General features: G+C 42.5%; 21 protein-coding genes. 13 read left to right on the forward strand and 8 right to left on the reverse strand.

What is annotated here, in order from left to right:
* Positions 1-244: 244 nt before the first annotated feature.
* Together serC and J7649_RS16865 are read left to right on the forward strand one after the other, a co-directional pair.
* Positions 245-1,324, forward strand: a complete 1,080-nt coding sequence (serC, locus tag J7649_RS00420) for a 3-phosphoserine/phosphohydroxythreonine transaminase (RefSeq protein ID WP_219308808.1) — start codon at positions 245-247, stop codon at positions 1,322-1,324.
* Between the two features lie 40 nt (positions 1,325-1,364).
* Positions 1,365-1,496, forward strand: a complete 132-nt coding sequence (locus J7649_RS16865; protein WP_005103875.1) for a hypothetical protein — start codon at positions 1,365-1,367, stop codon at positions 1,494-1,496.
* 410 nt (positions 1,497-1,906) lie between these two features.
* Here the strand turns inward: J7649_RS16865 and J7649_RS00425 are convergent, their stop codons facing one another.
* Complete coding sequence (locus J7649_RS00425) at positions 1,907-2,839, reverse strand: hypothetical protein (RefSeq protein ID WP_219308810.1); 933 nt, start codon at positions 2,837-2,839, stop codon at positions 1,907-1,909.
* Positions 2,840-3,089: 250 nt separating this feature from the next.
* Between J7649_RS00425 and J7649_RS00430 the strand changes: the two genes are divergently transcribed.
* Complete coding sequence (locus tag J7649_RS00430; protein WP_171054293.1) at positions 3,090-3,575, forward strand: YaiI/YqxD family protein; 486 nt, start codon at positions 3,090-3,092, stop codon at positions 3,573-3,575.
* Between the two features lie 21 nt (positions 3,576-3,596).
* Positions 3,597-4,511: a DMT family transporter gene (locus J7649_RS00435; RefSeq protein ID WP_219308812.1), complete on the forward strand. Its 915-nt coding sequence runs from the start codon at positions 3,597-3,599 to the stop codon at positions 4,509-4,511.
* A gap of 9 nt (positions 4,512-4,520) precedes the next feature.
* Here J7649_RS00435 and J7649_RS00440 read toward each other — a convergent pair whose 3' ends face one another.
* The gene (locus J7649_RS00440; RefSeq protein ID WP_004279140.1) at positions 4,521-5,084 is read right to left on the reverse strand and encodes a PilZ domain-containing protein; all 564 of its coding nucleotides are present in this window, start codon (positions 5,082-5,084) and stop codon (positions 4,521-4,523) included.
* A 26-nt stretch (positions 5,085-5,110) separates the two neighbouring features.
* Between J7649_RS00440 and J7649_RS00445 the strand changes: the two genes are divergently transcribed.
* The 3 genes from J7649_RS00445 to J7649_RS00455 all read left to right on the forward strand — a co-directional run bounded on the left by J7649_RS00445 (position 5,111) and on the right by J7649_RS00455 (position 9,571).
* Positions 5,111-6,346 carry a lipoprotein-releasing ABC transporter permease subunit gene (locus J7649_RS00445; protein ID WP_004645695.1) on the forward strand — a complete coding sequence of 412 codons (1,236 nt, stop codon included), beginning with the start codon at positions 5,111-5,113 and terminating at the stop codon, positions 6,344-6,346.
* Positions 6,339-7,022, forward strand: coding sequence for a lipoprotein-releasing ABC transporter ATP-binding protein LolD (lolD, locus tag J7649_RS00450; RefSeq protein ID WP_004645694.1), 684 nt, complete (start codon positions 6,339-6,341; stop codon positions 7,020-7,022). Before J7649_RS00445 ends, lolD begins: the two co-directional genes overlap by 8 nt.
* Before the next feature lie 86 nt (positions 7,023-7,108).
* The gene (locus J7649_RS00455) at positions 7,109-9,571 is read left to right on the forward strand and encodes a DNA internalization-related competence protein ComEC/Rec2 (protein ID WP_219308814.1); all 2,463 of its coding nucleotides are present in this window, start codon (positions 7,109-7,111) and stop codon (positions 9,569-9,571) included.
* On the opposite strand, the gene J7649_RS00460 is transcribed toward J7649_RS00455, so the two are convergent.
* Entirely contained in the window at positions 9,560-10,534 is a 975-nt protein-coding gene (locus J7649_RS00460; RefSeq protein ID WP_219308816.1) for a lysophospholipid acyltransferase family protein, read from the reverse strand. The genes J7649_RS00455 and J7649_RS00460 overlap by 12 nt on opposite strands.
* A 125-nt stretch (positions 10,535-10,659) precedes the next feature.
* Here J7649_RS00460 and sppA point away from each other — a divergent pair, with 125 nt between their 5' ends.
* Together sppA and J7649_RS00470 are read left to right on the forward strand one after the other, a co-directional pair.
* Positions 10,660-11,682, forward strand: coding sequence for a signal peptide peptidase SppA (sppA, locus tag J7649_RS00465; RefSeq protein ID WP_071850628.1), 1,023 nt, complete (start codon positions 10,660-10,662; stop codon positions 11,680-11,682).
* On the forward strand, positions 11,679-12,482 hold the full coding sequence (locus J7649_RS00470) for an alpha/beta fold hydrolase (RefSeq protein ID WP_180037143.1): 804 nt from the start codon (positions 11,679-11,681) through the stop codon (positions 12,480-12,482). The genes sppA and J7649_RS00470 overlap by 4 nt, the downstream gene beginning before the upstream one ends.
* Before the next feature lie 65 nt (positions 12,483-12,547).
* Here the strand turns inward: J7649_RS00470 and purN are convergent, their stop codons facing one another.
* Both purN and purM read right to left on the reverse strand, forming a co-directional pair.
* Complete coding sequence (gene purN / locus J7649_RS00475; RefSeq protein ID WP_219308818.1) at positions 12,548-13,177, reverse strand: phosphoribosylglycinamide formyltransferase; 630 nt, start codon at positions 13,175-13,177, stop codon at positions 12,548-12,550.
* Between the two features lie 6 nt (positions 13,178-13,183).
* Positions 13,184-14,254: a phosphoribosylformylglycinamidine cyclo-ligase gene (gene purM / locus J7649_RS00480; protein WP_219308820.1), complete on the reverse strand. Its 1,071-nt coding sequence runs from the start codon at positions 14,252-14,254 to the stop codon at positions 13,184-13,186.
* A gap of 135 nt (positions 14,255-14,389) precedes the next feature.
* Between purM and cxpE the strand changes: the two genes are divergently transcribed.
* The 4 genes from cxpE to J7649_RS00500 all read left to right on the forward strand — a co-directional run bounded on the left by cxpE (position 14,390) and on the right by J7649_RS00500 (position 20,670).
* Positions 14,390-15,610: a chloramphenicol efflux transporter CxpE gene (cxpE, locus tag J7649_RS00485; protein ID WP_004645686.1), complete on the forward strand. Its 1,221-nt coding sequence runs from the start codon at positions 14,390-14,392 to the stop codon at positions 15,608-15,610.
* A 14-nt stretch (positions 15,611-15,624) separates the two neighbouring features.
* The gene (gene hda / locus J7649_RS00490; RefSeq protein WP_004645685.1) at positions 15,625-16,329 is read left to right on the forward strand and encodes a DnaA regulatory inactivator Hda; all 705 of its coding nucleotides are present in this window, start codon (positions 15,625-15,627) and stop codon (positions 16,327-16,329) included.
* 120 nt (positions 16,330-16,449) lie between these two features.
* Positions 16,450-18,249: a rhombotarget A gene (gene rbtA / locus J7649_RS00495; protein WP_219308822.1), complete on the forward strand. Its 1,800-nt coding sequence runs from the start codon at positions 16,450-16,452 to the stop codon at positions 18,247-18,249.
* A 9-nt stretch (positions 18,250-18,258) separates the two neighbouring features.
* Positions 18,259-20,670 carry a CSLREA domain-containing protein gene (locus tag J7649_RS00500; RefSeq protein WP_219308825.1) on the forward strand — a complete coding sequence of 804 codons (2,412 nt, stop codon included), beginning with the start codon at positions 18,259-18,261 and terminating at the stop codon, positions 20,668-20,670.
* Between the two features lie 56 nt (positions 20,671-20,726).
* Here J7649_RS00500 and J7649_RS00505 read toward each other — a convergent pair whose 3' ends face one another.
* From J7649_RS00505 to J7649_RS00515, 3 genes are read right to left on the reverse strand one after another with little or no spacing between them, the layout of a single operon-like run.
* On the reverse strand, positions 20,727-21,137 hold the full coding sequence (locus J7649_RS00505; RefSeq protein ID WP_005103857.1) for a DUF3106 domain-containing protein: 411 nt from the start codon (positions 21,135-21,137) through the stop codon (positions 20,727-20,729).
* A complete protein-coding gene (locus J7649_RS00510; RefSeq protein ID WP_004279120.1) occupies positions 21,127-21,444 on the reverse strand; it encodes a hypothetical protein in 318 nt (105 codons plus the stop codon). Before J7649_RS00510 ends, J7649_RS00505 begins: the two co-directional genes overlap by 11 nt.
* A complete protein-coding gene (locus J7649_RS00515) occupies positions 21,441-22,055 on the reverse strand; it encodes an RNA polymerase sigma factor (RefSeq protein WP_004645678.1) in 615 nt (204 codons plus the stop codon). The genes J7649_RS00510 and J7649_RS00515 overlap by 4 nt, the downstream gene beginning before the upstream one ends.
* Between the last annotated feature and the right edge of the window lie 24 nt (positions 22,056-22,079).

Genomic DNA, 22,079 nt, shown 5'->3' on the forward strand with positions numbered 1-22,079 from the left:
TACTTATCGGCTGTTTTTAATGGAATATCTAGAATCAAAAAATGGCTTAATCTTGAATATTTTCAATTGTTAGTTCAAAGATGATAAAAACAGCAGGCTAAAATACTGGTCAATTTATCTTGTGAATCTACATTGATTTTTTGACTCTATCTTGACTCATAGATTGAAATAATTTTGTGCAAGACCCTGCCAGATATGGTTAAATGCCATCATTTTATTGTGTTTCACTCTGAAAGGAAAAATCATGCGCGCGTACAACTTCTGTGCTGGTCCTGCTGCATTACCGACTGCCGTACTTGAAAAAGCTCAAGCTGAAATGCTTGACTGGCATGGCAAAGGTCTTTCGATCATGGAAATGAGCCACCGTAGTTCCGACTATGTTGCCATGGCTGAAAAAGCGGAAGCAGACCTGCGCAAACTCATGAATATTCCTGAGAACTACAAAGTATTGTTCTTGCAGGGTGGGGCATCACTACAGTTCTCGGCAATTCCATTGAACTTGCTTGGCAAAAACAACAAAGGAGACTATATCGATACCGGCATCTGGTCTGAAAAAGCTTTGAAAGAAGCGCAACGTTATGGCGATATCAATGTTGTAAAAGCAGGTATCCAAATTGATGGTAAATATGCGATCAGTGCACAAAGCGAATGGAACCTGTCTGCTGATGCAGCTTATGTGCATTATGCCGATAATGAAACCATTGGCGGTCTGCAATTTGCTTCAATTCCTGAAACAGATAAGCCATTAGTGTGCGATTATTCATCTAGCATTTTATCTGCACCCTTAGACGTCTCTAAATTTGGTTTGATCTATGCGGGCGCGCAAAAGAATATCGGGCCTGCTGGTTTAACGCTGGTGATCATTCGCGAAGATTTACTCGATCAAGCCAAGCCTGAGATTCCAAGCATCTTGAAATATTCAGATCAAGCGAAAAATGGCTCAATGGTCAACACACCATCAACTTATGCATGGTACTTATCTGGTCTGGTGTTTGAGTGGTTACTGGAAAATGGCGGCGTAGATGCCATGCACAAGGTGAACCTTGAGAAAGCTAACTTGCTTTATGGTTATATCGATCAAAGCGATTTCTATGCGAATCCAATCGCAAAAGCAAACCGCTCGATCATGAACGTCCCATTTACCTTGGCCAATGCAGATCTTGAGAAACAGTTCCTGAAAGAAGCTGAAGCGCAGCACTTATTGAATCTTGCTGGTCACCGTTCGGTGGGCGGTATGCGTGCAAGTATTTACAATGCTGTACCTTTAGAAGGTGTGCAAGCATTGGTGAACTTTATGGATGACTTTGCCAAACGCAATGGTTAATTCCTGAAACGAAAAAACCCAGCACAGGCTGGGTTTTTTTATGAATACAATAATTTTAGAAAATAAAAGTATGCAGGATGAATCCGCAGATCAGCATCCCCAACATGAAAAAAAGGCAGGACATCATATCAATATTATAGCGGGAGCTAAGATGATGCTCGACCTGTTGTAATGTTTCTTCTTGCACGATTTTCATAGATATTTATTGTCCGATCTATTTATCGTTAATACTAATTTGTTGTGAGTATTTTTATCATAAAAAATTGATTAAATAAAGTACATTTTTAATTAAAGAGCATAAATTATCATTTTATCTAAATATTAGATTTGCACGACGACAGATTATTTATATGAGAAATCAAGCGCTTATTTTTACAAGATTTTTAAGGTTATTTTAAATATTTAAAATGAATTCATTTGAATTTGAAAATGTGGATAACTCGGTTTTTAATGAATTTAAATAGATTATTAAGCCAGAAAATATGTATAAAAAATAATCAAAAATTAAAATGACAAATAAGAATATAGATGGATTAAAAGAAGATACCCATCAAAATGAATATCTTCTTTATATGTTTGAACTTAGGCAGCTTTTCTATAAATATTGGCCTGAATCCACAAGTTACCACGAATATACTGACCAATCTGGAAGTTTTTGTACTGGTCATTCCGCGTTGCAATCCGGATCAGGGTCGCAGGCTGGTCTTCATCATGAATCAGGGTGACATCATAAAGGGTGTAGTCCTGATCCATAAATTGCATGGTGGTTTTACCGACAATATTGCCCTGGAACCAGGCTTCATCTTCTTGACCCATGGTTTCGCCGTATAGATAAGCCACCATTTTAGAAAAATCTACGGTTACAGGTTCTTTATCTTCTTCGGACTGCGGCTGCCAGGCATCAATCTGTTCCTGCAAATTATCCGGGGCCACACCATTATTGGCAGCGAGAATATCATTCAAGGCACGGTGGTGCTTAATCGAAGCCGGATCATCAACCACCAGATGCTCATGATCTGCGACCGCTTCAAGTTCATAGGCCCAGCCATTCAGATTCACCACATAGGACTGGTCTTTTTCATAGTGCGGGTGATTGACGCTATACAGGCTATCGAAAGCGTAAATAATATTGTTAGCACCCAGATTCAGGCGCAATACAGCCTGAGTATTGGATTTACAGCTAATAATCCGGTCAATCGTGGCTTTCACCTGATAAGGACTGTCAAAGCAGGGGAATGCAGTTTTTACCGCTTGAGGCTTATTGTTTTCGACGGCAATCACTTGACTCAACTGTACCGCAGCTTTGCTTGGACCCTGAATCAGCCAGGTCTCTGCATCCATATCACATTCTTGTGTACAAAGGCCCATCGGCATGATTGGTTCATCAAGAGCTTTGCCTAACCACTGTGGTACATCTGTGCCAGGGTTGTCGGTGAGCAAGGTCCAGTGTTCGACATGACTACCGAAATTTTGATCATCAATGGTGATGATCTCTGGGCTATTCTGATTTTTCATATGCACAATTGATCTTGGATGATGTATTTATAGTTAATCGAGGGTCATTGCGATTTTTCAAGTCAATCGAATGAATTTTAAAATTAAAATGCCAGTCAAATGAAGTCAATTTTTTTTCTCGCATGAATCACGCCGCTTTTACCGAGCGCATACTTTTTAAAATACAGAGAGCGGATGCAATGAAAATGGAGCGATTTAATCATCAACCTGATCACTGCAATTTGCTAGAATAACCATGATTTATACCTTAATGGGAAGCCCTGTGTTGCCATTCAAACTTTGGGTCGATGCCGATGCATTGCCCCGTATGCTGCGAGATGTGATTATTCGTGCTTCGGATCGCTATCAGCTGGAAGTTACTTTTGTTGCCAATCAACCAGTCGGAATCACACCTTCGGTCAGAATTAATTCAATTCAGGTGATGAGTGGAGCGGATGCTGCAGATAAAGAAATTATTCTGCGTATGAAAGAGCATGATATTGTCATGACCCAAGATATTCCCTTGGCTGCGGAAGTGATTGAAAAAGGCGGAATTGCGATTCATCCCCGCGGTGAAATTTATACTACAGCCAATGTCAAAGCGCGCTTACACTTGCGTGATTTTATGGACAGCCTACGCGGAGCTGGTGTGCAAACGGGCGGGCCACCCCCGATTTCAGAGCGGGATAAACGCGAATTTTCCAGCGCACTCGATCAGACCATTCAAAAACAAAAACGTAAAACTTCCGCGCTTTAAACCTTATTCAGAGTGACTCGCATGCCCACACAAACCAATATGATTGTCACCTATCTTTTATTGGTTTTTATCTGGGCGACGACACCGCTGGCGATTGTCTGGAGTGTGACGGATTTGCATCCGCTCTGGGCTTTGGCACTGCGCTTCTTTCTGGCTTTGCCTTTTGCATTTGCCTTGTTGTGGCTGTTTAAAACCCGTTTTCCCTTAGATAAATTATCCATGCACAGTTATCTGGCTGGTGCATGCAGTTTTATCGGCTCACAGATTTTCACCTATTTGGCTACGGATTATCTGAGTTCAGGCATTATTGCCCTGATGTTCGGACTGGCGCCGATCATGACCGGATTGATTGGCCGTTTTGTATTTCAGCTTAAGCTGTATGCTTCGCAGTGGGGTGGTATGGCGATTGCGCTGCTGGGTCTGGGCATTATCTGTGTAGGTGGCAAAGATCAGCATATTCAGCCGATTGGCATAGGCCTGATGTTGCTCAGTGTTTTTATTTATTCTGCTTCTATGTTCTGGGTGAAAAAAGTCAATGCCCCTTTAGAGCCTATGGCGCAGGCTGCCGGTTCTATTGCAGTTTCAGCGGTCATGGCTTGTGCCATGTTGCCATTTATCTGGCAATTTGCACCTACCCAGATTCCACAGGCAAAATCGCTGATTGGACTTAGTTATGCGGTAATCATGGCTTCCCTGATTGCGATGTTCTGTTATTTTAAGCTGGTACAGAAAATCAAGGCGACCACTTTGTCGTTGACCACCGTATTGACGCCGATGCTGGCCTTATTTGTCGGGGTGATTCTGAATGATGAAAAATTATCGGGTGGAGCAGTCTTTGGCGTCGTTATCTTACTGGCTGGTTTGTTGTTATATTTTTCCAGAGAAATTAAAGCGAGCTATAACGCTCGCCTTTCATCACCCAGCAGCACTGACTAAAGCAGTAATTTAAACAAAGTGAGCCTTGACGCATTCACCCAGTTTGACACGGTCTTGGGGATGCATGGTAATAAAATATGCACCAGTCCGATATTTGCCATTTTCTTCTTCGCGACTGTAGGCCACCTGAGCGGTTGCTGCAATATGGAAGAAATTTTCCGGATGACTCAAAGTCACGTGCAGATAGGTGCCTTCAGCGATAGGGCGCTCATTAAAGAAACTAAAACCGGTTTCTGAAAAGTTCACTTGCTCTGGTACAGGTAACATGCTTTGTACAATTGCGTCATACAAAGAACCGGTAATAAGGTTTAACTTTTGATTAAATAAGGATAAGATTCGAGCAATTTGTTGATCTTTTTCAGATAATTGTTCTAATTCGTAGTTAACCGCATGATCAAATTGATCTAGTTCTGCAAGTAGTAGAAAATAGCGGGGCAAGACGAAGTTAGGATCGTAAGGATCATTCAAGGCAACATCATCGGAAATAATCTGATAATTAATTCGTAAGGCAGCATCGATTCGAGACATGACGCGTCTTTCCGTAAATCCGTTTGGATGCTGTACATTTTCCATAATTTATTACCTCGGACTAGATGGTTATGTTCAAACCAATCTCGCTGTATATAGGGTTGAAATATACTCGCGCACGGCGTAGTAACCACTTCATTTCTTTTATCGCGTTGGTCTCAATGATCGGCCTCACACTCGGTGTGGCAGTCCTCATTACAGTGTTGTCTGTGATGAATGGTTTTGACCGAGAGTTAAAGAATCGTGTCTTAGGAATGATACCTCAAGCGACTGTTTCCTCAACACAAATTTTAACAAATTGGCCAGAACTTGCAAAGCAAATTGAAGGGCATGAGCATGTTCAGGGAGTCGCACCTTTTACTCAATTACAAGGCATGCTGACCGCACAGGGTCAGGTCGCCGGCATTATGGTCAGCGGGATTGAACCCGAGTATGAGAAAAAAGTTTCAATTATACAAAACCATATGGTTGAGGGCAGTATCGACAGCCTGAAAAAAGGTGAATTTGGTATTGTTTTGGGCAAGCAAATGACCGATGCCATGGGTGTGGGTTTAAATGACAATATTACTCTGGTTTTGCCAGAAGCCACCCCATCACCAGCCGGTGTCGTCCCACGTTTTAAGCGTTTTAAAGTCGTGGGAATTTTCAGTATTGGTGCTGAAGTTGATTCTATGATGGGTTATATCGCTTTAAATGATGCGTCGACTTTACTGCGTCTTCCGGATGGTGCGCAGGGTGTGCGTATGAAGCTGGATGATATTTTCCTGGCACCACAAGTGTCTCAGGAAATCGTGCGTGATTTGCCGGGGAATTTCTATGCTTCGGACTGGACTTATACGCATGGTAACCTGTTCAGTGCGATTCAGATGGAAAAGGCCATGGTCAGCCTGCTTTTATTCCTGATTGTTCTAGTCGCGGCATTTAATATTGTGTCTTCACTGGTAATGGTGGTGACGGATAAAAAATCAGACATTGCCATTTTAAGGACTTTGGGGGCTTCACCTGCCACCATTACCAAAATCTTTATGGTGCAAGGTACCGTGATTGGGGTGATTGGAACTTGTGCAGGGGCCATCCTCGGGATTATTGCGGCAACCAGTATCAGTAGCTTTATTGGCTGGCTCAACAATACTTTAGGCCTGAATATGTTTGATGCCTATTTTATTAACTACTTACCTTCGTATCTGCGCTGGCAGGATGTCTTGGTGATTGTAGGCTTGTCACTGGCACTCAGTTTTGTCGCGACAATTTATCCGGCTTTACGTGCAGCAAAAATTCAACCGGCAGAGGCTTTGCGTTATGAGTAATCTGATTTTAGATGCCCAGAATATTCACAAATCCTTTACCGATGGTAAAGCCACTGTCGATGTGATTCGCGGCTTGTCGCTACAGGTGAAAGCAGGTGAGTTTGTTTCGATTGTAGGTTCAAGTGGTTCAGGCAAAAGTACCTTATTGCATGTTTTGGGTGGATTGGATCGCCCGACGTCAGGTCAGGTCATGGTGAATGGCCGCCGTTTTGATACCTTGTCTGAAGCAGAACGCGGTTATGTGCGGAATGAGCATTTGGGCTTTGTTTATCAGTTTCATCACCTGTTGCCAGAATTTACGGCACTGGAAAATGTGGCCATGCCACTGATGTTACGCGATAACATGAAATTCAAGGAAGCTAAACAGCAGGCCGAATATTTGCTGGAACGTGTTGGTCTTTCGCATCGTCTGACTCACAAGCCGGGTGAATTATCCGGAGGTGAGCGTCAGCGTGTAGCTTTGGCGCGTGCAGTGGTCGGTAAACCTAAACTGATGATGGCCGATGAACCGACCGGAAATCTGGATCGTAAGACTGCAGCAAAGATTTTTGAACTGCTGACCGAATTACAACGTGAGTTCAATATGGCGATGCTGATTGTGACCCATGATGAACAACTGGCCCATGCTGCAGACCGAATTTTACACATGCAGGATGGTCTCTGGATCGAACCATAAATAACGAGAATATTCGCATTTGATTGAAGCTCACTCCGGTGGGCTTTATTATTGGGCAAAATAATAACAAGACAGAATAAGATTCAATGTTGCAGTGGCTATGTATTGGCTGGATTTTAGGCCTTGCCTGTATGGGGAAAAGTTTCCTGACTGTTCAACTGAGCGGGACGGCAGTTTTGATCGTTGCGCTGTTGTGGTATCTGTGTTGCCATAAATTAAAGCTCATCTTGAATACACCGCTGAGAAGCCTGTTGATCACTGGGTCAAGCCTACTTTTAGGGCTGTTTTTAGGTCACGCTTATGCCAATCTGCAATTGGCTGAACGTTTATCCAAGCGAGAGCACGAGGTCTCTGAAAAAGAAATCGTGGTGTATATCAAAGAGCTGAATAAACTGGGCGATCAGAATATCCAGCAAGCCTTGCATGTGCTTAATCCTGATGGCAATACAGTTAAGTGGATGGGTTTTCTGCCAGTTTCAGATCCTACCACATCCAGTTTGGTAAATGATGAAACCAAACAGCAGACTCTTGAACTGGGACACTATTATTTATTACAAGGCCAGATTCGGCCTAGCCATAGTTATGCCACACCAGGTGCCTTTGATGCAGAAAAGTGGGCATTACAGCAAAATGTTATGGCCGGTTTCCGAATCAAGAGCATTCAGGAGTTGCAACTGCAACAACTCTATACGCTAGGTCATGCTCAACATTTCCGTCAGCAACAAAAGTTGAATCAGCGATTTTTGCTTTGGGTAGAACAACAGCGACTGGCCTTAAGAGAGTTTGTGGCCAGACAACCCGTACAGCAGAAAGGCTTGTTACTGGCTCTATTAAGTGGTGATGAAAGTCTCTTGGATCAAGCGACGGAACAGCAATTCCAGCGTTTTGGCATGAGTCATTTACTGGCGATTTCCGGACCGCATGTGCTGATCTTTGCTTTTATCGTCTGTGGCACCTTGCAATATCTGATTTCAAGGTACGCACCGCAGATTTATCTGAAATGGCCAAGGCAGTATTTTTTGAGTCTGCCTTTTTTGTTATGTGTATTACTGTATTGTGCCTTTGTCGGTTTTGAGATTCCGGCGCTACGCACTTTACTGATTTGTGTGATTGTAACTTTAACCTTGCTGCTCAGGCAAAGTGTGCAGCCATTAAAACTGCTGATTTTAAGTGCTGCCTTATTGTTGCTCTTTGATCCTTTTAGCATTTTGTCGGCCGCATTCTGGCTGTCTTATGGAGCCTGTTTTGTCTTGCTGCGAATCTATCAAACCATTCAGCAGCAACCGAATCAAACAATACAAACAGCATTACAACGGCCGTATTTTGCAATGAAAGTTTTAGTGGAGTCGCAGTGGAAAATTTTTCTGGCCCTGTTTCCCTTAATGATGCTGTTTTTTAAGCAGGTGGCTTGGATTACCCCGCTAAGCAACCTGGTAGCCATCCCGTGGATTGGCCTGCTGATAGTTCCCGTAGATATTCTGGCGGCTTTATTATTTTTCATCTCTGAACCACTTTCGAGTCTGCTGTTTCAGCTCAATGATATTTTTATTCATATACTGCTGGCATTTCTAGATCTGCTTGATCGGCTGTTTGCACCGCAACTGATTCCTGTGGCCATGAATGTCTGGATGATTGCTCTATGTATTTTGGGCTTATTAATTGTCTTTTTGCCGCGTGGCTTAGTGCCCAAAAGCTGGACAGCACTTGCCTGTGTACCACTGTGCATTCCTCAACTTAATCAGCATGCATTTCAGCTGTCTGTTCTGGATGTCGGGCAGGGACAGGCCATCTTCATTCGGAAAGGGCAAAAGAGCATGATGATCGACATGGGTGGTTATTATAATGAAGAAAAATTCAGTATTGGTCGACAAGTGATTAGGCCGTTTCTATCTGTGCAAGGTGTTGGGGAACTGGATCAACTGATTTTGACCCATCTGGATCAGGACCATAGCGGTGCATATCACAGCATTAAAGATCAACTAAACATCCGACAAGTGTCATCCAATCAGATGCCTGAAACAGCTGCTTCTTCAAGTTTTCAGTTTTGTTATGCAGGACAGCAATGGCAATGGTCCGAAGAGATTAAATTTAGAATTCTGGCACCTCGGCAGCAGCAGTTAAATACGCCAAACTTCAATAAAAATGACCGCTCTTGTGTGGTATATCTGCAAGTCAAAAATGCCGGACCGTATCAAAACTTTTTATTGATGGGCGATGCGGGCTGGGAGACTGAATATCAGCTGCTCAAAGATTATCCTGAATTGAAAGTTGATGTGCTGGTGCTTGGACACCATGGCAGTCAGCACAGTTCAGCCTATCAATTTTTAGAAGTTTTGCAGCCTAAACTAGCGATTGCCTCGGCTGGGAAATTTAACCGTTATGGCCACCCGAGCCAACTGACCCAGCAACGGTTGAAAGCTCTTAATATTCCTTTATTGACCACGGCAGAACAGGGCAGCATGCACTTTCAGCAACAAGGCTCAAAACTGGTGCTTTCTGCCGAACGACATGGATGGCAGTGGCTATATCGTCAGCCTTTAAGTCACTGATTCCAGCATCAGCAAAACGTCATGGACGTCTTGTGTTCTTAAGGTATTCACTTTGCTCAAGGCTTGTTCATGCTCTAGACTATAAAGATTGCCCAAGTCTTGATGAGCGTTAAAGCGTTTATAACTCCAGTGATAATGTTCTGGATGGCGACGAATTAAATTTTCAATACTATTAATAATAACTTGGGTACCCTGATTGGCATTACCACTATAAATTTTTTCATCAACTGCTTCGATAAAGATATCGAATCCATCATCAGTATTACGCAAGGCATATAAAAACAGGGCACGCGCTTTGGTCTTTTGAATCAGTTTGGCACTCAAATTACTCGTAGCTAAAGGCACACCGAAATATGGAATATATTCACCACCGATATTCGGGGTATGATCCGGCAGGATGACCGTAGTGCCGCCTTGTTTTAAGGCCTTAAAAATCTGACGGACACCAGATTCATCGGTCGGTACCAGATGCGCCTGTTCCCGGCTACGGGCAGCCCGTACAAATTGATCTGCAGCCTGATTTTTCACAGGTTTGTACATAATGGTCATTGAGGTGAACTGGGCAATATAGGCATTCATAATTTCCCAGGTACCAAAATGTGGCACGATTAACACTAGGCCTTTATTTTGTGCCAGTGCATCATGCAGTAGATCTTCGCCAATGACGCGATGCACCCGTTTGATATTTTTCTGATTACTTGAACCCCAAATGGTAAAAAACTCGAAATATGACATTAATTCATTGCGAACCGCCGCACGGTTAATACGTTCACGTTCGTCATTGGACAGTTCAGAAAGGCTGATCTCGAGATTGAGGCGAATAATTTCCGAAGTTTTGGTGACTTTGAAACTGTTCACAATAAAGGCCAGAAGACGGGCCATCCATCGAGAAACCGGAAGCGGTTGGCGGCTAATGTATTTGAGTAAACCGTAAGCTGAATTCCGTGAGTCCTGTTTGGTCATTGATTTAATATAAGTACAAAAAAAGAGAACAAAATTTATTATAGGCGAAAACGTTTTGTTTAGACAGAATTACCCGATTCAGTGTATATAATGGGCTCAATATAAATCAATTTATTGGATTATTTATGTCCGATTGGCCACCAAAACCTGAAAATCAAATACAAAATACGCAACAACCAGTTCAACCGACTGGCCCGGAATGGAAACTGCTGGAAAAAGCAGTTTTAGCTTCGGTCGAGGAGCAGCGCCGTGCGCGCCGTTGGGGAATTTTCTTTAAATTCCTGACTTTTGCTTATCTGCTTGTGGTTATTCTGGCATTGGGCAAGAGCTGTAGTTCAGTCTCGTCAGATGCCAGCGCTGGTGCGGGTTCTCATATTGCAGTCGTGGATATTGTGGGTACGATTGCAGCCGACAAGCAGAGTGTCAACAGTAGCAATACCATCAAATCATTGAAAAAAGCCTTTGAAAATAAACAAAGCAAAGCAGTGGTACTAAATATCAACTCACCTGGCGGTTCACCGGTACAGTCGGATGAGATCTGGCAGGAAATTCAGTATCTGAAAAAACAGCATCCTGGGAAAAAACTGTATGCCGTGATTGGCGATACGGGGGCTTCAGGTGCTTATTATATTGCTTCAGCCGCGGATGAAATTATTGTCAATCCATCGAGTCTGGTTGGTTCAATTGGGGTAATCATGCCGAATTATGGTGTGACTAATCTATTGCAAAAGTTAGGCGTTGAAGATCGCACCATGACTTCAGGTGAAAATAAAGCTCTGTTGTCTATGACTCAGCCTGTTGATCCTGCACAAAAAGCCCATGTACAGGGTGTGCTAGATAATGTGCATGGTCACTTTATTAATGCAGTGAAACAGGGGCGTGGTAATAAATTGAAATCTAATGATCCTGCCATTTTCTCTGGTTTGTTCTGGACCGGTGATCAGGCGGTGAAATTAGGAATTGCGGATCGTATCGGTAGCTTAAATACTTTGAAACGTGAACTGAAAACTGAAAAAGCGTTGAATTACACCATTGAATATAGTCCATTTGAATCAGTCTTGGGTCGTATGGGTTCATCGATTGGGGATGGAATTGCTTCTTCGGTTGCACAGAAGCTTCAGTCAGAAAATAGCACGACACTGCAATGAAACCATTGATTCATTTCGCGCACGCCAATGGCGTGCCATCCAAAGTCTATCAAAAGCTGTTTGATGGATTACAAGATGATTACGATGTTATCTATGTGCCGCTTTTAGGGCCAGACAAGCGTTATCCGGTTGATAACCATTGGAAAAGCCTGACCCAGCAAGTGATTGACAGTATTGTACGTCAGTCACATGGGCGACCTGTCATTGGTCTGGGGCATTCTTTGGGATCTGTGTTAACTCTGCAGGCGGCTTTGCAGCGTCCGGAACTGTTTTCACAAATGATCATGCTGGACCCGCCGATGATTATGGGCAAAGAAGCCTTTGCCTTGCATATTGCGAAAACTTTTCGCTTAAAAGCATTGGATAAAATGTCTCCGGCCGGTCTGTCCAAACGCCGTCGTGACCATTGGGATTCACGTGAACAAGCCGCTGAATTGCTGCGCCCTAAAGGTTTTTATCAGGATTTTGATGCAGATTGCTTCCAAGCTTATATTGACCATGCCTTGCAGGATGATCCCATCCGGGGTGGGGTAGAACTCACTATTCCTAAAATGGATGAGGTCGCAGTCTTTAGAACCAATCCGTCACTATGGTGGTTGCCTCAGGCAAAACCCAAAATTCCTGTGCATTTAGTTGTGGCTAAGAAAGGTCCATTTCTGGCCCGCAAGTTCCCGCAGCAAGTGCAAAAGAAATTTGGTATTCCTTTTACCGTGGTGGATGGTGGACATATGTTCCCATTGGAACAACCTGATCAAGTAGCTGGCTTGGTCAAACAGCTGATTCAGCAACAGTCTGCTTGAATTATTGAATGTATTGGAAATAAAAAACGCATCCGAGGATGCGTTTTTTTAATATCTAAATTTTTTTAGAACTTGCAGAATTGAACAGGCGCTTGCATTTTCTCATTTCGATACAGCACACCATCTTCAGTATGTTGAATCGTACCGCTACAAATCCATTCTACGACTTGTGGATAGATCACATGCTCGAGGCTATGCACACGTGTTGCCAAATTTTCTACCGTATCGTGGTGAGAAACCTTGAGAACACCTTGCGCAAGTGCTTGGCCTGCATCCAGCTCAGCCGTGACATAATGCACCGTACAACCGTGCAGAACATCACCGGTATTGAGTACGCGCTGATGCGTATGCATGCCTTTATAATAAGGCAATAGGGACGGATGAATATTCAACATTTTCCCTTCCCAGGCTTTCACAAATTTTTCACTTAAAATTCGCATAAAGCCGGCAAGTACCACTAGATCTACATCCCAGTCCAAAAGCTGTTGATGCATCACATCATCAAAAGCTTCACGACTTGGATATTGCTTGTGTTCAATAACTGCAGTCTGAATGCCTGCGTGTTGTGCACGCGTTAAAGCAAAGGCTTCAGGTTTGTTGGAAATCACGCCCACAATTTGCCCTGAAAGATTGGCATCAATCAAGGCTTGCAGATTTGATCCGCTACCTGAAACAAGTACAGCAATTTTAATCATGCGAAATTACGCGAAGATCACACGAATTTTTTCGTCTGCACCTGCAACCGATTCAGCATGGTCTTGAATCTGACCCATCGCCCATGCTTTTTCACCAAGCTGGTTGAGTAATTCAACAGTTTTGTCTGCATCCGCAGCATCAACAACCAGCACCATGCCGACGCCACAGTTGAAAGTACGGTACATTTCAAACTGGTCTACGCCGCCTTCACGTTGTAGAAGCTTGAATAGCTCAGGCCATTCCCAAGAAGATTCATTTACCAGCGCTTGAGCACCGTTTGGAAGTACGCGAGGCAAGTTACCTGGTAAACCACCACCGGTGATGTGTGCCATCGCATGGACATCAACGTGTTTTAACAGTTCAAGAATTGGTTTTACATAAATGCGTGTTGGTTCCATTGCAACATCTGCAAGTGGGCGGCCATCGACGATTTGATTCAGGTCAACGTTTTTCACGTCCAGGATTTTACGAAGCAGTGAGTAGCCGTTTGAGTGCGCACCTGAAGAAGCTACACCAATTAAAACGTCACCCGCTTTGACTTTAGAGCCATCAATAATTTTACTTTGCTCAACAACACCGACACAGAAACCTGCAAGATCGTAATCTTCGCCTTCATACATGCCTGGCATTTCAGCAGTTTCACCGCCAACTAATGCACAGCCAGCAAGTTCACAACCAGCGCCAATACCAGTGACTACATTTGCAGCAACATCAACATTTAAGTGACCAGTTGCATAATAATCAAGGAAGAACAGTGGTTCAGCACCACAGACAAGAAGGTCATTCACGCACATTGCAACCAGGTCTTGACCAATTGTGTCATGACGGTTCAAATTCAGTGCCAGACGTAATTTTGTACCAACACCATCTGTGCCAGATACGAGAACAGGTTCTTCATAACCTTTAGGAATTTTACAAAGTGCACCAAAGCCACCTAGACCGCCCATAACTTCGGGACGTGAGGTACGCTTAGCGACAGATTTGATACGATCGACTAACGCGTCGCCCGCCTCAATGTCGACACCTGCATCTTTGTAGCTTAAACCAGTGTTTGGGGTAGAAGTTGAGTTGCTCATAATGAAGTCTCCGCATTCGCGGGTGCGATTATAACCTGAATATGTAAAACTCTTATGGTATTTGTGGCCTAAAATGCTATCTTTATTAAAATATTTTAATTTTTAGAATGATTAATAGAGAAAAGGCAAGATTCTATGGTCGATCGTACTTTACGGCGCATTCTTATACTTGCTGGTATAGCATTGATACTTTGGGTTTTATATCTGCTTAAACCAGTTGTAGTTCCTTTTGTTGCAGCTTTTCTAATTGCTTATTTATTTAGCCCCTTGGTTAATGTTTTGCACCGCATTGGGCTGGCTCGATGGCTCTCGATCAGTATCGTATTTATCGGGATTGGGATCGTGGTTACATTGGTGATGTGGTATCTGGTGCCACTAGTCTGGCAGCAGCTGATGTATGCGCGTGATAGCATTCCGGCCGGGATTCACTGGATCAATTACACGTTCCTACCTTGGCTTTCCGATAGCTTTAATCTGGTTCCGATGGAGATCGATACTGACCAGATTTCCTCAGTAGTAATGGACTATGTCCAGACCAATTATAGTGCTGACAGTATTCAGGCAATGCTGCTGAAACTGGCACAATCTGGTCTGAACTTTATCCAGATTGGTGGCACGATTGTCCTGATTCCGATTATTGCCTTTTATTTCTTGCTGGATTGGGATCGTATGTTAGACAGCTTACGCCGTCTAATTCCCCGTCCTTATGAAAAAACAACCTTAACTATTGTGAGTGAATGTCATAGTGTGTTAGGTGCCTTTGTCAAAGGTCAGTTCCTAGTCATGGTTCTGCTGGGCGTAGTCTATGCAGTGGGACTGCAACTGATTGGCCTAGAGATTGGCTTGATCATTGGGATGATTGCCGGATTGTGCAGTATCATTCCGTATCTTGGTTTTGCGGTTGGAATTATTGCCGCAGTCATTGCAACCTTTTTCCAATTTGGAATCGACTGGTGGCAACTGGTATTGGTCGGGATTGTCTTTATGGTCGGGCAGGCCGTCGAAGGCTATATTCTGCAACCGTTCTTGCTAGGTGATAAAATCGGTCTTTCTCCTGTAGCTGTAGTGTTTGCAGTTCTGGCAGGTGCACAACTGGCCGGTTTCTTGGGCATGCTGATTGCCTTACCGGTGGCAGCCGTGATTGTGGTACTGCTGCGGCATATCCGTGAGTATTATGAACATACGCCATTTTATGGTGATCGGGCTGTTATCATACAAGATGCCTCTACCGGTTCAATCAATATTGAAACAGCAGACTTAGATGTTGATATTGAAATGAAAAAGCCACAGAAAAAACCGCTGCAAGCAGAGGAGAACTCAAGTAAAATTCACGATCCACATCGTAAAGACTCATAAGGCCACAAAATCGTATGCGTCAATTGCAGTTAGATATAGAACCTCAGCTCGATGCCCGAATCAGTGATTTTTCAGGGCCGGGTTGGGGGCATGTCATTGATGCTGTCCGTCAATTACATGCAGGCCTGATCAACCAATTTTATGTCTATGGGGGAGCCGGTACAGGTAAAAGTCATTTGTTGTCTGCCATCTGTGACTCTTATCTGGAAGTAGGTAAATCTGCAATTCAGGTATCTTTGCTTGAGCTTTTAGATGCACCGACTGAGGCGATTACTTCTCTAGATCGTTTTGATCTGGTAGCACTTGATGATATCGAAGCGATTAGTGGCGTACCCCATTGGCAACGCGCAGTATTTCACTTGATTAATTATAATAATGAAGGTGGTGGGCAGTTGGTGTTTTCGTCACGTTTTGCACCTATCGAACTCAAACTCGAATTGCCAGATTTACAATCCCGTCTCACGCAGGCGGTCAGTACCCGTGTTCCGAGTGGCAGTTTGTATGCTGATCGCTATGCGCTGGTTTCCTCGGTGCTTGATCGTCGTGGGATCCATCTAGACCCTCAAATTTTTGACTATTTACTCAGCCATGGACCGCATCAAACTTCAGTACTGCTTCAAAGATTAGAGCAGATTATTCAATTACTTAAAGGGGAAAAATTGAAAGTCAGCAATGCTAATCTGCGGCAGATATATGCCTTGATTGACGAATATCGGTAAATCACAAAAAATCTTGAGTAATTACTCAGTCTATGCCACAGTAAGGCAAAATAATTCGCTGTTGCAAGGATTCTGCAACTTTAGAAGAAAAAGAAAGAAATAAAAATTAAGGAGAAGGTTATGCTCAAGAAGAGCATAGGCATAGCTTTGCTATGTATAGCGGGGCAGTCGTATAGTGCAGATATTATTGTAACCACTACAGAAGATATTGAAAAAGATGACAAGGAATGTTCACTTCGAGAAGCTGTTGAGTATGTTAACCGTGGCTTAGCCAAAGCAGGTTTTATGGGGTGTGGTGGGGAGAACTCATCCAGTACCATTATTTTAAAAGAAAAAAATACCTATGTGTTGAACCAGCATATTGCGATTAAAAAATCTCTTACCATCCGTGCGGTCGCAGAAAGTGATGGTGAATTCAGTACGGATGAAAAAGCATTAGGTTTGCATAATGCTCATATTCAAATGAAAGGTATCGATAATCTTTTCCGGATCAACAGTACAGATACATTGGTTCAGTTAAATTTGAAAGAACTGGATCTTGAAGGCTGTGGTAAAACCAGTTGTGCTGAACAAGGTGGCCTAATTTATAATAAAGGTCAGCTAATTCTAGAATATAACCGTCTATTTAATGCTGCTGCCAACTTGGGTGGGGCAATTTATAATGCTGGCAAGTTTGGACAGAACTTAACAAGCCGTGCACAAATTAAAAATAGTCTGATCGAAAATAATAAAGCCCAACGAGGCGGGATCCTGTATAGCGAGCTACCTGCTTTCCTCATTTATCAAAGTGTACTTAAAAATAACCAGACACTGGATAATTCAGCGACCAATATTTATAGCGCGGGACAGTTTGCTGACTCCAGTAAAGATCAAGGTATTAGTGGGGAAATATTAAGTAGTACGATACTAAAAAATAAGGGTGTACTCATTAATGTCCTGGACGGGGTGGGATTGAATAATCTCACCATGGTTGATAATGAAAATACTGCTTTACGTATCTATGCGCCGTATGGCAGAGCTTATGTAGCGAATAGTATTATTTTAAGAAATGGTACACAGGATTGCCAAATTATCACTGGTGACAAGTCTGTGTCGCAAAATAATCTGCTGACAGCCTCGTGTGGTGTAGGGGATTCCGTCGCACCGAACCAGTTCTGGAGTGGTACACGACTTTTTGCTGAATCCTCAGATAAAAGTGAAGGTGCTTGTCAGACCCTACAAGAAAATAATAATGCCATACTTTGTCCATACAGCGTTCCTAAAGGACAATTTCTCGGTTATATGCGCCCACGAATTTTGTTGAACTATATCCTTGTGAGTGAATCACCGATTGTGAATAGAGGCACAGGATTGAGTTTAGCAAATCCAACGGTAGCATGTGAAGCGGCAGATCAGCGCGGGATCAACCGTTTGATGGATAATCTGTTTTGTGATCGAGGTGCTGTTGAAATCACGATACCAATCTCAGGCAGTCTGGTGGGACAAGATCTGTTAAAGGGTGAAATCGCCAAGTTTTCAATTGAATCTTATCTGGGAGATAGTGATTTAATTCCAAAAGAACAGTGTAATGCTATTGTTGGTCAGAATCCGACGGGTGAGACTTGGCAAGATGGCTGTTTGAAAGTGGTACAAACCAAAACAGCTTCCAAGGGTAAAACAGTCATCGATATTCATGGCAATGTCGTTTATACCCCGGATTCTACCTGGCATGGAGCAGATATTTTCGAACTACAAGTGGTGACCTCATCGACACGGTTTAATAAAAGTAAACCTTATTTGACTATTACTACTCAAATTGTTCAGGAGCCAAAAAATGAAATGGAAGACAAAGCAGTCAAAACTTCAGGTGGTTCATGGGGTTGTGGTGGACTACTGATTTTACTCGGATTAATAGGTTTACGCCGTGGATTAAAAGATTAAGGAAAAATCATGAAAAATTATAAAAAAGGACTGCTTGCGGCCATGATTTTATCTGCCATGAGTTTGATGGCAGCCGAAGATAAAACGATATATGTGACTACTTTTGCTGATGAAGATGGCGAGAATAATAATGCCTGTTCTTTGCGAGAAGCCATTAAAACTGCAAAACTGGATAAATCTTATGGCGGATGTAATGTAGGACGTACGCTTCGATTGGATGGTTCAGCTGCAGATGTGATTCAGCTTGAAGCAGGCGAGTACAAATTAGATAAAGAGCTGATCGTAGAGTCAGCGCTCAAAATTTATGGGAAAACTCCGCTTAATTATGCTAGTCGTAGTCCAATTACGCTATTATATCCAACCCGGGAGGCTTTAAAAAGTACTATTTCGGGCCAGGGGAAAACCAGATTATTTAATAGTATGGCCAGTCAATCCAGTCTGGAAATTCATCATCTGATCTTAAAGGATGGCTATGCAGCAATAAATACCTTGGATAAAGGGAATGGCGGTACTTTTTATGTAGCAGGGCCTTTAAGTATTAATACCAGTGAAATAGTAAATTCCCGAGCAGCTGCAGAAGGTGGTGCGATTTATAGTGTAGCAATGAATACGGAAAGGAATATTGTCATTCAGGATTCTTTGATTCAAAAAAATCAGGCGAGTTCATATGGTAGTGTTCTGGCGATGGATTGTCAGGGAAATTTAGGTACAACTCAAACCAATGTGAAAATTAATTCCAGTAGTATTGTTAAAAATGGTTCAGACACTGCTAACAGTATTATTGATTTTTGTGGCTATGCCACAGTAGAAATTGTTAACTCTACTATTGCGAAGAATACTGCCAGTACCACAGGACATATTGTGCGTATGACGAATGAAGTTAATCGTCCGCTCAGTAAATTCTCCAGTTTAACTGCATTAAGTAATACTATTGTTGAAAATACAGCCCAATCTACTTTATTTTATGACAATACCGGGTTTAGGTATTTTAATTTCAATATTTTAGCCTTTAACCAAGGCCTGTCTTGTGAATATGCCTTAAATCAGGGAAATCCGACCAAGGCACAACGTGTTGAATTTTCTACAATTCGAAATGCAATTCAAACGACTGGGCCATCACGTTGCGTATTGCCAGAATTAGACGAAGATACTACTTCAAATAATCTTGATGTCTCTAACAATATAATCAGCAGTTTATTAACAAATTATATTGAGCCTGCTATTGATAATCGCTATTTAGGGCTGTATTACCCGCGTGATAATCAGACCGCAACGGATTTGGTAGATATCGGGGTGAGTGGCTGTATTGAACAAGACCAGCGTGGTATTGATCGTGTGATTGGATCCACATTAACATTTGATCCAAGTGCAAAAAATACTTGCGAGATCGGCTCAGTTGAAATCCGACGTTTGACTGCAGCCGATATTACGGACTTGCAAAATAAGAGTTTGGTAGAACTCAATGACTTTTATCAGGAGAATATAGATGATCTCGAAGAAATCATTGCTGATAAAAATACTCCAGAAAATGAGCTTCCTGGTTTAAAGGAAGAATTGAAAAGTTATCAGGATTTGCTTAAATATACCAAGCAATATCAGAAATATCGTGCAATCTATATTAATCCTTTTATCTTGGCTATGCCTCAAGAAACTCTAACCAATGATAAGATTCAAATTAAAGCCTTAAATTCAGAAAATTATGAGGTCAGTGTAAAAACTTTAGGTGTTGGTAAGTTAATTGGTACTGGTAATTCGACCACTGTGGAAGGAAATCCCAATGATCCAAATCTTAAATGTGAGTGGAAACCTGATTTAAACCGGATCATGATGTATCGCACTGATGGTAAGCAGACCAGTTCGGTTGATATGGAGTTCTGTAGTTATACACTTAAAGACCAGGCTACAGGTGTAAGCAGTGCTGGCCTCTTAAGAGCAGCTTTTAACAACATTGCACCAATTGCAAAAGATGATGAATATCGGCTTAGTCCAGAGAATAATCTTACAGTGACAGTCAATCCGCTTGAGAATGATAGTGATGATGGGGATGGGCCGCTACCATCAGGAAAGTCGGCTTTTTATCAAGATAAAGATGGAAAAGAGATCCCGATTCATATTGTTAAGCTGCCTGCGGGAGTTTCACTGAAGGCAGAGCGACAAGGAGCCTGTCCTGATACCTACCAAAATCAGACCTGTTATGGTGGACAGCTGACATTTAGTGTAAAAAATAATTTAAGCCAGGCAAATTACAGCATGGATTATGCGATTTTTGATGCTGATGAAAAAATGTCAGAAAAAGCAACAATCTTGTTACGTAATACAGTTAAAAATACGAATACGTCCTCAAGTGGTGGTGGAGCAATTGGAATGTGGGGGTTACTAGGATTATTAGGGCTCGCAGCTTATCGCCGCTTAAGAAAATAAAATATGATTGAAACATCAAAAAAGCCTCCATATGGAGGCTTTTTTATATTAAGTGTTTAATGCGAGTTAGGCTGCTGAGTCACTTGCTGATATTTGAGAATATATTCTTCACGAATGGCGAGGCGTTGCTCAGGAGACGCTTTTTGCATACGTGCGCCCAGTTCTTTACGTTCCTGGCTGCTCATCATTTGCCATGTTTCACGCATTCTCTGCTTTTCCGCATCAGGGAGTTGGGTAAACCAGTCCATACGCTGCTGCAAGCTGACACGTTGTTGTTCGGGGATTTCTTTTAAAGATTGATAACGTTTAATCAGTGCCAATTGTTCAGAATCAGAAAGACTATCCCAAGTATCAGTTACTTGGGTATTCGCATCTTTGGAAAATAGCCAAAAACGTTCAAATCCTGCAAAGCTGGTTTGCAGAAAACTGAATGCACAAAAAGCAATCGCCAATTTTTTAGCTGCCATGTGGAACTTTGTCCTCACCTAAAACCATTAACATTTCTAAATCTTCAAGCATTTGCGGAGACAGTTTTGGAACTGACACCATTTGAGTTTGCGGTTCGTTATGGTCCGAAAGATTCGGTAATACCACAATGCCTGCAATCGCAGCTGCCAAAGCAAAACCTGACATTTTTAGAAATGCAAAGCGTGAATGTTTTGAATCCTGAATTTCTTCAAGAACATGGTGCATGACAACAGGTTTATCTTTATGTTGTTGTGCCAGTCCATCAAGTTTGGAAGTTACTTGTTTTAAGAAATCATCTTGATTCATTCGGATGACCCTCCCAGATATGGATTTAAATGTGCTAAAGAGGCACGTAAGCCTTGGATAGCACGGTGATAATGGGTTTTTACACTGCCTTCTGTGCAGTTCATAATTTGTGCGGTGGTATGCGTATCAAATCCTTCCCAGGCTCTGAGCATAAATGCCTGCTGCTGACGTACAGGCAATTTTGCAATCGCTTCCTGGATTTCTTCAGCAGTGACTGCCTGATCGAGAAAGTCCAGCGGCGTTGGTGTTGATTCATCGACGACATCATCAAATTCAATTTCGTCGTCATCAAGACTGACTTTTTTGAAAAATGAAAACATTTGACCACGCCGTGACTCTTTACGGCGCCAGTCCTGTAACTTATTGTTGAGAATGGTATAAAACAGGGGATACCATTCTTCAGTGCTTTTTTCTGCATAGGATTTGTGTAAGGAAATGAAAGCTTCCTGAACCAGATCCATGGCAATACCATGATGACCTTGAGTCGCACTTTCCATCATCACCAAAGCACGCCCAGTCACATCCTGCATGAAATTCTTCAGACGTGCTTCAGCCGTACTCTTCAGAATACTTACATCGTGTGTTTGCAACTGTTTTGGTGCTAAATCCATAGAGATGGAAAATCCTGTCATTGG

Origin of the sequence: Acinetobacter lwoffii (assembly GCF_019343495.1) — a bacterium.
GTDB lineage: Bacteria > Pseudomonadota > Gammaproteobacteria > Pseudomonadales > Moraxellaceae > Acinetobacter > Acinetobacter lwoffii_P.